Source organism: Candidatus Formimonas warabiya (assembly GCF_002777255.1).
Taxonomy (GTDB): domain Bacteria; phylum Bacillota; class Dehalobacteriia; order Dehalobacteriales; family Dehalobacteriaceae; genus Formimonas; species Formimonas warabiya.
The window spans coordinates 1908895-1921895 of sequence record NZ_CP017634.1 but is presented as its reverse complement, the minus strand read 5'-3'; the positions used below and the strand labels follow the sequence as shown (position 1 = coordinate 1921895).

Sequence of the window (13001 nt, the reverse complement as noted above, 5' to 3'; positions counted from 1 at the left end):
GGGGTGCTTTTCTTGGGAAAAGTTAAAGCGGTGGTACTGGCGGCAGGATTTTCCCGCCGCATGGGAAAAAACAAGCTATTATTGCCTTTGCTCGGTAAAACGGTAATCGAAAATACGGTGAGCAATTTTTTGCATGCTAAAGTTGACGGGGTGACGGTGGTGCTGGGGAACCAAAGAGAACAGGTGAGACAGGTTCTGGCCCCCTATGCCGTTGATTTTGTGGACAATCCCTATTATATGCAGGGAATGAGCACCACCGTTCAGGAAGGGATCAAAAGCTTGACGGCGGATCAGGACATTGACGGTGTCATGATTTTACCGGGCGACATGCCCTTTGTGAAGCCGGGAACCATTGACGGCATTCTGAAAGCCTATAGGGAGAGGGGAAGCCCCATCGTGATACCGGTTTTTCAGGAGAAAAAGGGGCATCCGGTTTTGTTCGACCGCTCCCTGTTTTCCGAACTGCTCCATATTTCCGGCGATGCCGGGGCCAGGGAAGTCGTGAAGCGTGATCACAGCAGAGTATATTTTGTGGAAGGGAATGATCCAGGCATTTATATTGATATAGACAGCCCGGAAGAATATCATTTTTGGAAAAATCAACCTTTGCAGGAAAAATAATTTCAAAGGCTATTTTTTGACACACGTTATATAAAGAGTTATATAACGTGGACCCAGAGATGATAGGTGACGGGCAAGGAGGGGGTATACCATGGTTTTTCCTTATGTATTGATTAAAGGGGCAGGGGATTTGGCCAGCGGGGTGGCTCTGGTGCTTAAAAAGGCCGGATATCCGGTGGTGATGACAGAGATTCCTCAGCCTACCTGTGTGCGGAGAAAGGTTTCATTTGCCGATATGGTTTATCAGGACAGCATTTGCATCGAGGGAACCTGGGGCCGGCTGGTCGATGATTTTTCTCAGGCAAGGGAAGTGGCTGACCGGGGAGAAATTCCCGTTTTGGTGGATCCGGAGGGGAAGACCCTGAAAAATTACCGGCCGGAAATTTTTATTGATGCTGCCATGGCCAAAAAAAACTTAGGCACAAATTTGGATGATGCCGGTACAGTGATTGCTTTAGGGCCCGGATTTCACGCCGGACGGGACGTGCATGCAGTGATTGAGACCCAGCGGGGGAACCGTTTGGGGGAGCCGATTTTTTCCGGAACCGCCATACCCAATACGGGCATTCCGGGGGAAGTGAAAGGATATGCCATAGAAAGGCTGCTGCGCGCTCCTGCCGGGGGGATATTCCGGAACAGGCTGGAGATCGGAGACCTTGTGGAAAAGGGGGATATTGTCGGGTATGTAGATGATGCGCCGGTAAAAGCAGAAATTCCCGGGGTCGTCCGGGGGCTGCTGAAAAGCGGACTGCCCGCATATCCCGGCCTGAAAGTAGGAGATATTCACCCGGAAAAAAGGCCGGACCTGTGCTTCCGGGTCACCGACAAAGCATGGCAGATCGGCTGGGGGGTATTAAGGGCAATCTGGAAACTGCAGGGAATCAGCGGTGAGAAGAAAAGAGAAAGAGATCTCCAGATTTTTTCGCAAATTGAGGAACTATTGGGGCAGGGAAACTCAGGTGTGCTCTATACCTTGATCGATGCCGGCGCAACGCATGAACTGGAATCCGGCGCCCGTCTTCTCGTCATGGCCGACGGGCGAAAGTTCGGTTCCCTGAGGATACCGGCCCTGGACCGGGACATGCTTTCCCGGTCAAATGATATCTTAGCTCATGGACAGGAGGGGACCATTATCGATTGGCAAGTTCCCTGGACGGAAATGGGGAAAACCGACGGGGACGGCGTGATAAAAATTTTTGCCGAGCGCATTTCTCCCCAGAAGAAACTGATCATCTTTGGGGGCGGGCATGTGGCCCTGCCTTTAGCGGAGATGGCGGCGATTCTGGAGTTCCGGGTGATTGTGGTAGACGACAGACCGGAATTTGCCAATGAGGAACGTTTTCCCCGGGCGGGGAAAATTATTTGTGCTTCTTTCGAAGACGTTTTTCAAAAGAAGCTGCTGGAAAAGGAAATAGATGCCGTGACCAGCATCGTCATCATCACCCGGGGCCACAGCCAGGACCGCACCTGTGTCCGGCATTTGGCGGCCACCCCAGTCAATTACATCGGCATGATCGGCAGTATCCAGAAGGTAAAGCAGACTTTCCGGGCCCTGCTGGAGGAAGGAATTCCCCGGGAGGCTTTAGAGAGAATTTCCGCCCCTGTGGGCTTGGACCTGGGCGGACAGAGGCCGGCGGAGATTGCCTTGAGTATTCTGGCAGAAATCGTCGCCGGAGAAAATAAGGGAACAGGAAGACCGGTTCATGAAATCAGGGGAGGGGTGTTCTGATGACGGCAGAAATTATTCAAACCATCCTTGATGCCTTAAGAAACAGAAGAAAGGTGGCTTTAGTGACACTGTGCAGTACCGATGGGTCCACACCCCGGAAAGCGGGGGCAAAAATGCTGGTGTTTCCCGAAGGGAACATCATGGGCACCATCGGCGGCGGTTCCCTGGAATACCAGGCGATCCAAAAAGCCCTGACTGTGCTGGACACGGGACAGGCGGTTTACTGTACATGCAATCTGGATGATTTGGGCATGGTTTGCGGCGGACGGGGCACCGTTTATATTGAATGTTTTGGAGGGGAGATCTGATGAAAACAGTACCGGTGGAGAAGGCTGTAGGCATGGTTCTGTGCCAGGATATGACCAAAATTGTGCCGGGGGAATTTAAGGGAACAGCTTTTAAGAAAGGGCACGTGATCCGGGAAGAGGATATCGAAGAACTGTTGAAAATAGGAAAAGAACATATTTATGTATGGGAGCCGGAACCGGGAGATGTTCATGAGGACGAGGCGGCCATCCGGCTGGCGAAAGCGACGAGCGGCGCCCATATTGTCTATGAGCCGCCCAAAGAAGGGAAGTGTACCCTAAAATCCCTGGTAAAAGGGCTCTACAAGGTAAAAGGCACCCTTTTATACCGGATCAACTCTATTGAATCCGTTTCCGTGGCCAGCCTGCCCAATAATTTTACCGTGGAGAAAGACCAGAAACTGGCAGGGACGCGGGTGATTCCCCTGGTGGTAGAAGGAAATAAGATTGAAGAAGCAGAGGCTCTATGCGAAAAAGAAGGGCCTGTGTTTGAAGTGAAACCATACCAAAAACTGAAAGCAGGGATTGTGACCACGGGGAACGAAGTATTTAAAGGACGCATCCAGGACAAGTTCGGGCCTGTGATGAAGAAAAAACTGGACTATTTCGAGGCGGAGTACCTGGGACAAAAATTCTGTCCCGATGATATGGAACTGATTGGAGAGGCGATCCGGAGCTTTACCCGTGAGGGAGCCGACCTGATTATTCTAACCGGCGGCATGTCGGTAGACCCGGATGACCTGACGCCGGGGGCGGTGCGGAAAACAGGGGCGCGCGTTGTCACTTACGGCGTTCCGGTCCAGCCGGGGAACATGTTTCTCCTGGCCTATTTGGGCTCCACCGCTTTAATGGGCGTGCCCGGCTGCGCCATGTTTCACCGCACCACCGTGCTGGATGTGGTTTTGCCCAGGTTTTTTGCCGGGGAAATATTGGAGAAGGAAGACTTTATTAAAATGGGCGAGGGCGGGTTCTGCTCAACCTGTCCGGAATGTTCTTATCCCCAGTGCTATTTTTGCCGCTGAGAAATAACCGGCACTTTGTTACCGGACCCGAATCAGATCCTCAAAAACAAGGGGAGGGGTATTGTGCAAAGCGTAGATAGAATCGTCACGATCCTTACATTTTTGTCTGGAGCAGGAAAGGGGCTGGGCATTACGGAATTATACGATTCCTGTGACCTGCCCAAAAGCACCCTGCACCGGGCCTTAAACAGCCTCATGGAATACGGGTTTGTCCTCCAGGATGTGCAGACGAAAAGATACCGGCTGGGTCCGGCCGTTTTACGCCTTGGGGCAAGCTTTTTGGCCCAGAATGACCTGAGAAACTATGCGCGGGCCTATTTGGAGAAGCTGGGCGCCGAATTGAATGAAACGGTTTTCTTAACCATTCTCCAAGATGAAAAAGCGATTTGCGTCGATACTTTTGGGGCGTCCAGAAATCTGAATTATTTTGTGCATATCGGCAGGGATATGCCTTTCAATACCACTGCGGCCGCCAAGGTAATTCTCGCGTACCAGCCGGAAGAATTAATCCGGAAAATTGTCTATTCCAAGAATTTGGCGCCGCTAACGGAAAAAAGTATTGTGGATCCCGACTTTTTGTGTCAACATTTGAGAGAGATTAAAGAGCAGGGTTACGGCGCCTGTGAAGAAGAAATGGAAGAAGGTGTCACGGCCATTGCTGCGCCCGTTTGGAATTGGGGTTGCCAGGTGGTGGCCAGTGTGGCGGTAATCGGGCCTTCTGTCCGGCTGCAGGGAGAAATGCGCCAGACAGTGATCCAAAAGATCACAGCCACCGCGGACAAGATTTCCCGGGAGTTAGGCTGGGTCCCGGAAGAATCAAAGGGAGGGTTCTTTTGATTCGGTGCCAATTCAACGATATAAGAAGGGACAAAGGACAGGTTCTTTGTCCTTTTGTTTTTTTATAACAACATTGAGGTGTGAAAGTGCCCAGATATGTTCGAAAGATAAGGAGGTATAGACTTCTCATTATGGAAGCAGAAGAGCCGTCCCTTTGATTACGAGAAAAATTCTCAAATGGGAGGGAAAGAAAGAGGAATTTTAGAAGAAGCATGGAATTAATTATTATAAATATTAATAATGGAATGCGATTCCGGTGAACGGAATCAACTTTATTTTCTCCGCTCAACGGAAACAAATTCCGATGAACGGAAAAGGAAGGAGGACATGAGAAATGCGGGTAGAAAAGGATTTTTTAGGTGAGGTGAGGGTTCCCCAGGAACACTATTTTGGCGGCCAGACCGTGCGTGCTTTACATAATTTCCCTATTTCCGGGCTGAAATTGGATCCGGATCTGGTCAAAGCACTAGGAATGATTAAGTATGCGGCCGCCTGGGGGAATTTCAGCATGGGGCTTTTGGCCGAGCCGGTGGGGGAAGCCATCATGGAAGCTGCGGAGGCGGTGATAAACGGTGAATTGCCGGATGAGTTCCCGTTAGATCCCATTCAAGGGGGCGCCGGTACTTCCGCGAACATGAATGCGAATGAAGTGATTGCCAATAAAGCCATTGAAATTCTGGGCGGAAAGAAGGGGGACTACCATTTTGTTTCTCCCAATACCCATGTCAATATGTCACAGTCTACCAATGATGTTTTTCCTACGGCGATCCGGATTGCCTGCCTGATCAAATCCAGTCGTTTGACGGAGGCGACGCAGGAATTAATGAAGGCATTGCGGCAAAAGGAAAAAGAATTTGACGGCATTTTAAAAATGGGCCGGACACAGCTGCAGGATGCAGTGCCCGTGCGCCTGGGCCAGGAATTTGGCGCTTGGGCCCAGGCGGTGCAGCGTTCTTCGCACCGCTTGGCTATTGCGGAGCAGAATCTACAGGAAATCAATTTAGGAGGCACCGCCATCGGCACCGCTCTGAATGCGGACCCGGGCTACATTGAACAGGCGGTGAAAAATCTGGCCCGGGTGTCCGGGTTTAATTTGAGGAAAGCAGAGAATCTCATTGATGCCACCCAGCATGCGGATGTTTTTGCGGAAGCAGCAGACGCCTTGAAGGCCTTTGCCCTGGTTTTAGGGAAGATCGCCAATGATTTGCGCCTGTTAAGCTCCGGCCCCAAGTGCGGCTTTAAGGAAATCAATCTGCCGGAGGTTCAGCCCGGGTCCTCGATCATGCCGTATAAAGTCAATCCCGTGATTCCTGAGGTGGTAAACCAGGTGGTATTTCAGGTGGTGGGAAACAATGTCACCATTAGTATGGCCGTGGAAGCAGGCCAGCTGGAACTGAACGCTATGGAGCCCATTATAGCTTTCAATCTTTTCCAGTCTTATGATTTGATGACCAATGTGATTCAAGTATTTACCCAGAGATGCATGCGGGGGATCACCGCCAATAAGGAAATCTGCCGCAAAATGGTGGAGCACAGCATCGGCATTGTCACTGCCCTCAATCCCCACATTGGCTATGAAAATTCTTGCTCCATCGCCGAAGAAGCCTATCAAACGGGGAAATCCGTCCGGGAGGTGATCCTGAACCGGGGCCTGTTATCGGCAAAAGAACTGGATGTGATCCTGAAACCAAAGGAAATGACGGAGCCCGGTATTGCGGGCAAAGAACTTTTAAAAGAAAAGATTAGTTAAAAAAACTTTTTGATTCTTATGGGAAATGGTACTAAAATTAAATATGGAAGCTAAAGAAAGGTGATGAGGGAAAAATGCACTGGGATCATGTAATCAAAAATGGGATCATTGTAGATGGAAAAGAGTCTTATCAGGCAAATATTTATATTAAAAATGAAAAGATATCTGCCATCTCCCGGGATGAACTGGAGGGAGAAGCGGGGGAAGTGACGGATGCGGCAGGGAAATATGTTCTGCCCGGCTTGATTGATGTTCATGTCCATTCCCGGGACGGCGAAAACGGGGCCACTTACAAGGAAGATTTCTATCATTCCACCATGTCTGCGGCAGCCGGGGGCTTGACAACGGTATTTGAGATGCCCAACTCCAATCCGGCGATTTATAATGCGGAAATGTTAGAAAAACAGATTAAACACTTAACGCCCAAGGCCCATGTGGACTTTGCCATTTGGGGGCTGTGCCTGGGGAAATTAAACATGCATGAGCTGCAGGCTTTAAGCGAGGCCGGCGTGATCGCATTTAAATTTTTCTGGGGTTATGCCATTGACAGCAAAACATACCAGCTAATCTATAATTATAGCCCGGGTATGGAAAACGCCATTCCTCCCCTGGGAGACGGGGAGATTTATCAGATGTTTGCCGAGATTGCCAAGACCGGAAAGCTGGTGGGGATTCATGCGGAAAACTTTGATCTGATTCAGACTCTGACCCGGGAGGTGGAAAAGAGCGGAGATAAAAGCTATGCCGCTTTCTTAAAAGGAAGGCCCAATGTGGCGGAAGAAACCATTATCCAGACGGCGATTTCCTTTGCCAAGCAAACCGGGGCGCGGCTCCATATTCTGCATTTAGCGGCCAAAGAAGGGATCGATATAATTAAAAGAGCCCAGGAAGAAGGGTACCCCGTTAGCGCGGAAACCTGTTCCCATTATCTCGCCCTGTGTGATGAAGACTTTGACCGGGTGGGTCCTGTAATGAAAGTATACCCGCCGGTAAGACGTCGGGAGGACCAGGAAATGCTTTGGTCAGGGCTGAAAGAGGGCGTTCTATCCTTAGTCAGTTCAGACCACGCTCCCCACACGGAAGAAGAGAAAGCAGGGGATTTATGGTCCATTCCCGCTGGTATGGCCAGCATCGAGACCCTTGCTCCTTTAATGATCGATGCGGTGAGCCAGGGAAGAATTACCATCCATGAATTGGCCGCCGTTCTATCGGAAAAACCGGCGAAATTATTCGGCATTTATCCGGAAAAGGGTTCTTTAAAAGTAGGTACCGATGCCGACATTACCATCGTCGATTTACAGGTGAAACACACGGTGAAAAAAGAAAACCTGCACAGTAAAAGCAAGGTTACTCCCTTTGACGGGTTTCAATTGACCGGCGCTCCCGTGCAAACCATTGTCCGGGGAAAGACGATCATGAAAGACGGTGAGATTGTAAGCGGGCCGGTAGGAAAATTTATCAAACCCCTGGAGTAGGATTTTTGGAAAAGAGGAGAAAAGCAATGAGTAACGGAACCTTGTTCCAGCAACTGAACATCATTCATATCAACAATGTGTACCGTAACCTTTCCCCGGCCCGACTGGTGGAAATGGCTTTGGCGCGGGGGGAAGGCACCTTGTCCGAGACGGGAGCCTTATGCGTCAAGACCGGAAAGTATACGGGACGCTCTCCCCTGGATCGTTTTATCGTGGATACGCCCTCTGTTCATGAAGCCATTGACTGGGGCAAAACCAACCAGCTCATGGATGAAGAAACTTTCTGGCGCATCTACTACCGTTTAATGGCTTACTTGGAAGAAAAGGACCTTTTCATTTTTGACGGTTTTTGCGGAGCGGATCCGGCCTACCGCATGCCCCTTACCGTGATCAACCAGTATGCCTGGCAAAATCTTTTTGTGCATCAGCTTTTTATTCGCCCTTCTTCAGAAGAATTAGACAACCACGAGCCGGAATTTACCCTGATCTGTGCGCCCGGCTTTAACGCCGTACAGGAAGTTGACGGTACCCATTCCGAAGCCTTTGTACTGCTTAACTTTGAGCAAAAGATCATTATTATCGGCGGCACCTGTTATGCCGGAGAGATGAAAAAAGCCGTCTTTACGGCGATGAATTACCTGCTACCTCCGAAAGGGGTTTGTCCCATGCACTGTTCCGCCAATGTGGGTCCCCAAGGAGATACGGCTTTGTTTTTCGGCCTTTCCGGTACCGGGAAAACCACTCTTTCCGCAGACCCGGAACGCCGCTTGATTGGGGATGATGAACACGGCTGGTCCGATCAGGGAATTTTCAATTTTGAGGGCGGATGTTATGCCAAGTGTATTAAACTTTCCCAGGCCCACGAACCTCAGATTTGGGGCGCCATCCGTTTCGGCAGTGTTTTGGAAAATGTGGTGGTAGATGAAGAGGAGCGGTGTACGGATTATGACTCCGATGCCTTGACGGAAAATACCCGGGCGGCCTATCCGGTAGAATATATCCCTCATTCCGTGATTCCCGGCCTGGGCGAACACCCGAAAACGGTGATCCTATTAACGGCGGATGCCTTCGGGGTGATGCCGCCCATCGCCAGGCTTAGTCCGGACCAAGCCGTTTATCATTTCCTTTCCGGCTATACCAGTAAACTGGCCGGAACAGAAAGAGGCGTCACGGAACCGCAGGCTACCTTTTCCACCGGCTTCGGAGAGCCCTTTTTACCCAGGTTTCCCATGGTTTATGCAGAGCTCTTGCAAGAAAGAATTATCAAACATGGGGTAAATGTTTATTTGGTTAATACGGGTTGGACCGGAGGCCCCTATGGAATTGGCAAACGGATGAGCCTACCTTACACCAGAGCCATGGTCCGGGCTGCCCTCAAGGGAGAATTAGAAAAGGTAGCCTATGAGGCGGATGCTGTTTTCGGCTTTGATGTTCCCCAAACATGCCCTGGGGTACCGGAGGAGATCTTAAATCCCCAAAATACCTGGGCAGACAAGGAACAATATCACCGGACTGCACAAAAACTAGCCCAAAGGTTTGGACAAAACTTTACCAAGTTCAAAAATATGCCGTCCCATATTGTGGCCGCCGGACCGATCCTTTCCCGCAAGCAGGACAATTTTTAATTTTCTGAACGGGAGGAAAAAATGGGTTCGTGTCGAATATACTATTAAGGGTAAGCACCATTGTGTCTTTCAAGAGGTTATTTGTCAGAGATAACGTTTTTTAAATTCTCATTATTGAAACAGATTTCCGATGCGCGGAAAAATATGTCGAATGGTGCATTTTTTTACAGGTTACTACATAGGAATGCGATACATTAGTATAGTGCAGTATTAACGGAAATGTTTTCCGATGGACGGAATAAAAAATAACCAATGAACATAGGGAGGAGCTAAAATGAGTAAAACTGCTGTTATTGCTGTGGGGGGTAATTCACTGATCAAGGACAACAAAAGGATTTCTATGGCAGATCAGTTGGAGGCGGTAAAAGAAACCTGTTTTTATGTGGCGAAAATGGTGGAAAAAGGCTGGAACGTGGTGATGACCCACGGGAATGGCCCCCAGGTGGGATTCCTGCTCCGCCGGGCGGAAATTGCCGCTAAGGATTTGCCGATTATTCCCCTGGATATTATTGGTGCCGACACCCAGGGCGCCATTGGCTATATGATTCAGCAAAGCTTAAGAAATGAATTTCAGAAAAGAAATATCGACCGTCAGGTCGCCACGGTGGTTTCCCAGGTCCGGGTTGATGCCCAGGATGCCGCTTTTCAGAAGCCTTCAAAACCCATCGGCAGCTTTATGACCCAGGAAGAGGCTTTGCGCAATCAAAAGGAAAATGGCTGGAATGTGGTAGAAGATGCGGGACGGGGCTGGCGCCGAGTGGTAGCTTCGCCCTTGCCTCAGGAGATTGTGGAAAAAGACGCCATTAAAACCCTGATTGACCATGGATTTATTGTAGTGGCCGTGGGGGGCGGCGGCATTCCCGTGGTGCAGGAGGGGGAAGATCTCAAAGGCGTTGCCGCGGTAATCGACAAGGATTATGCTTCTTCCCTTCTGGCAAACAGTATTGGAGCAGATTTGTTTATGATTTCCACGGCGGTGGAAAAAGTATCCCTCAATTACGGCAAAGAAAATCAGATCGATCTGGATGTGATGACTTTGGCCCAGGCTAAACAGTATGCCGCTGAGGGTCATTTTGCCGCGGGAAGTATGGGGCCGAAGATAAATGCGGTGATCAGATATTTGGAAGCAGGTGGAAAAGAAGCCTTAATTACCTGCCCGGGAAAAATTGAAGAAGCGTTGGAAGGTAAAAACGGTACCAGGATAATTCGCTAACATGTAGAATAATTAGACTGAAGGCCTGTTTGCAAAAGGGGGTTAAAAAGTAATGGGAGAGAGTCAGATCGTAGGTCGGGTGACACCAAGAAAAGATGGCGTGAGCAAAGTAACAGGGGCCCAACAGTATCCTTCTGATATCAGCTTGCCTGGGATGATGTACGGGGTTGTTCTGCGCAGCCCCTATCCCCATGCGGAGATTCTCAGCATCGATACGCGGGAAGCGGAAGCAATGGGCGCTGTCTGCCTCACTTATGAGGATATCAACCCGGTCATTTATAATGAGCGCAGTGTAAGCGTACCGAATGCTACTTTCCGGGATCGGACGGTTTTGCCGAAAAAGGCCCGCCATGTAGGGGAACCGATTGCTGCTGTTGCCGCGGAAACGGAAGAAGAAGCATTCCTAGCCATGGAAAAGATCAAGGTGGAATATAAGGTGCTGCCGGCTGTGTTCGAAGCGGAGGAAGCGATGGCGCCTGGAGCGCCCCAGATATACGAGCGGGTTTATAAAGGAGACGAGGAAGTAGAGATCCGCAATAATATCGCGGTAATTCGTAACATTGAAGAAGGCAATGTGGAAAAAGGCTTTGCCGAGGCAGATTTGATTGTGGAAAGGACCTACCGGACCCAAAGAACCTATCATGATCAGTTGGAAACCAAAGGGGCCGTGTGCAGGCCGGAGCCGGACGGCGGCATTACCGTCTGGGCGACAGCACAATCGATCCATGCCAACCGTCAATTGCTGGGCAAAATTTACAATATTCCTTTAAGTAAAGTGAATGTGAAAAAAATGGCCCTGGGCGGGGGATTCGGCGCCAGCATTCAGGTGAATACCGTGACGCCGATTTGTGCCGGATTAGCCTTGAAAGCCAAGCGTCCGGTGAAACTGATTTCCACCCGGGAAGGGGATTTTTACAGCCACTGCAAATACCCCAATATCTTTCAGGTCAAAATGGGTGTGACCAAAGAGGGCAAGTTTACGGCCGCCCACGTGAAGGGGCTGGTGGAAATCGGCGCCCATCATATTCAGGCTTTGGCTTATTTGGGTTGTGTCTCCGGGTGGTTTGCCTCCCTTTATAAGTATCAAAATTTAAAATTTGAAGGTACGGCAGTATATACCAATAAGGTCCCCGCCTGTGCCCTCCAAGGCTACGGCAATCCGGACATAAATTTTGCCGTGGAGAGTACGGTGGATATTATTGCGGAAAAATTGGGCATGGACCCCATTGAATTCAGACTGAAAAATTACCGGGGTATCGGTGATGAATTCTGGGGTCAGGGACCGACGATCCGCTCGATTATTAAAAGCTGCGGCGTAGAAGAATCCTTGGTCAAGGGAAGAGTGATCTTTCACTGGGATCAACGGACCTCCTTTGGGGAAAAATCAGGGGATATCCGAAGGGGCATCGGCGTTGCCCGGGGCTTCCACACCTCCGGTACCGGGGGCCCGAAAGAAGGGGAAGTCATTGATTACTCCAGCTGTATGATCAAAATTAATGAAGACGGTTCCGTGGATGTGGTTTCTCCCGTGTGCGATCATGGGGGAGGGACCTGGGATGCTATTGCCAAAATTGCCGCAGACGTCTTAAAGGTTCCTCTGGAAATGGTGGAACTGTCTCCCGCAGACACCAGGAGTACGGGGTACGATGTGGCCACCCACGCCACCCGGGGTGTTTATTGCGGAGGAGGGGCTACGTATCATGTAGCCGGCAAGGTGAAAGAAAAATTATTTGAGGTGGCGGGGAGAATCCTGCAGGAGAATCCTCAAGACCTGGATCTGATCAGGGATGATGATTTGGGCCAGGGCGTGGTGTGCGTAAAGAGCTTTCCCTCCAAAAGGATTACCATTGGCGAGGTGGCAAAAACAGCCCAGATCAATAGCTGGGGAACCATGGCCTACGCGGACAGTTACCGGCAAAAGAACTGTCCCCCCTGTTTTGTGACCCACTTTGTGGAGGTAGAGGTCAATACCCGGACGGGAGAAATCAAATTTCCCCGGGTCCTGATTTATGGGGATTGCGGCACACCGGTTAATCCTGATTTGGTGGAAGGTCAATTAATCGGCGCCTTTAACCGGGGCATGGGCATGACCGTCTACGAAAATACCCTTTATGATACTGACCGGGGGCATTTAAAATCCCATGGCTACCTGGTTGATTATAAAACTCCTACTTCTGTAGAAATGCCCAAAGTGGAAGGCATCACCGTCAAGCTGGCGGATACCTATGAACCCAGCGGACCTTTCGGCGCGAAAGGGATCGGCGAAGCGGCCTTTAGCTCGGTGGCTGCAGCCATTTCCAATGCCATCTATAATGCCGTCGGCATCCGGTTTTGTGAATTGCCGGTGACGCCGGAAAAAGTTTTAAAAGCGCTTAAAGAGGCAAAAGAAACATCAAAACAACTGGAATCCCAGTAAAATATGTC

Annotated in this window: 10 protein-coding genes; all 10 read left to right on the top strand. The window is 50.1% G+C overall.

Annotated elements, in window-relative coordinates:
- Positions 1-12: 12 nt before the first annotated feature.
- The 10 genes from mocA to DCMF_RS09000 all read left to right on the top strand — a co-directional run bounded on the left by mocA (position 13) and on the right by DCMF_RS09000 (position 12993).
- Positions 13-621: a molybdenum cofactor cytidylyltransferase gene (mocA, locus tag DCMF_RS09045; RefSeq protein ID WP_148134128.1), complete on the top strand. Its 609-nt coding sequence runs from the start codon at positions 13-15 to the stop codon at positions 619-621.
- Between the two features lie 91 nt (positions 622-712).
- Complete coding sequence (gene yqeB / locus DCMF_RS09040; protein ID WP_148134127.1) at positions 713-2350, top strand: selenium-dependent molybdenum cofactor biosynthesis protein YqeB; 1638 nt, start codon at positions 713-715, stop codon at positions 2348-2350.
- A complete protein-coding gene (locus DCMF_RS09035) occupies positions 2350-2658 on the top strand; it encodes an XdhC family protein (protein ID WP_148134126.1) in 309 nt (102 codons plus the stop codon). The genes yqeB and DCMF_RS09035 overlap by 1 nt, the downstream gene beginning before the upstream one ends.
- On the top strand, positions 2658-3677 hold the full coding sequence (locus DCMF_RS09030; RefSeq protein WP_148134125.1) for a molybdopterin-binding protein: 1020 nt from the start codon (positions 2658-2660) through the stop codon (positions 3675-3677). The genes DCMF_RS09035 and DCMF_RS09030 overlap by 1 nt, the downstream gene beginning before the upstream one ends.
- A 63-nt stretch (positions 3678-3740) precedes the next feature.
- Complete coding sequence (locus tag DCMF_RS09025) at positions 3741-4514, top strand: IclR family transcriptional regulator (RefSeq protein WP_148134124.1); 774 nt, start codon at positions 3741-3743, stop codon at positions 4512-4514.
- Positions 4515-4848: 334 nt separating this feature from the next.
- On the top strand, positions 4849-6264 hold the full coding sequence (locus DCMF_RS09020) for an aspartate ammonia-lyase (protein WP_148134123.1): 1416 nt from the start codon (positions 4849-4851) through the stop codon (positions 6262-6264).
- 74 nt (positions 6265-6338) lie between these two features.
- On the top strand, positions 6339-7739 hold the full coding sequence (gene allB, locus DCMF_RS09015) for an allantoinase AllB (RefSeq protein WP_148134122.1): 1401 nt from the start codon (positions 6339-6341) through the stop codon (positions 7737-7739).
- Positions 7740-7765: 26 nt separating this feature from the next.
- Positions 7766-9364: a phosphoenolpyruvate carboxykinase (ATP) gene (gene pckA / locus DCMF_RS09010; protein ID WP_148134121.1), complete on the top strand. Its 1599-nt coding sequence runs from the start codon at positions 7766-7768 to the stop codon at positions 9362-9364.
- 274 nt (positions 9365-9638) lie between these two features.
- Entirely contained in the window at positions 9639-10577 is a 939-nt protein-coding gene (gene arcC, locus DCMF_RS09005) for a carbamate kinase (RefSeq protein ID WP_148134120.1), read from the top strand.
- Positions 10578-10629: 52 nt separating this feature from the next.
- Positions 10630-12993, top strand: a complete 2364-nt coding sequence (locus DCMF_RS09000) for a xanthine dehydrogenase family protein molybdopterin-binding subunit (protein ID WP_148134119.1) — start codon at positions 10630-10632, stop codon at positions 12991-12993.
- The last annotated feature ends 8 nt before the right edge of the window (positions 12994-13001 follow it).

What these genes read in the sequence shown, in the direction of transcription:
- yqeB (WP_148134127.1), top strand. Translation starts at nt 713, where the DNA reads ATGGTTTTTCCTTATGTATTGATTAAAGGGGCAGGGGATTTGGCCAGC.
- DCMF_RS09035 (WP_148134126.1), top strand. Translation starts at nt 2,350, where the DNA reads ATGACGGCAGAAATTATTCAAACCATCCTTGATGCCTTAAGAAACAGA.
- DCMF_RS09030 (WP_148134125.1), top strand. Translation starts at nt 2,658, where the DNA reads ATGAAAACAGTACCGGTGGAGAAGGCTGTAGGCATGGTTCTGTGCCAG.
- DCMF_RS09020 (WP_148134123.1), top strand. Translation starts at nt 4,849, where the DNA reads ATGCGGGTAGAAAAGGATTTTTTAGGTGAGGTGAGGGTTCCCCAGGAA.
- allB (WP_148134122.1), top strand. Translation starts at nt 6,339, where the DNA reads ATGCACTGGGATCATGTAATCAAAAATGGGATCATTGTAGATGGAAAA.
- pckA (WP_148134121.1), top strand. Translation starts at nt 7,766, where the DNA reads ATGAGTAACGGAACCTTGTTCCAGCAACTGAACATCATTCATATCAAC.
- arcC (WP_148134120.1), top strand. Translation starts at nt 9,639, where the DNA reads ATGAGTAAAACTGCTGTTATTGCTGTGGGGGGTAATTCACTGATCAAG.
- DCMF_RS09000 (WP_148134119.1), top strand. Translation starts at nt 10,630, where the DNA reads ATGGGAGAGAGTCAGATCGTAGGTCGGGTGACACCAAGAAAAGATGGC.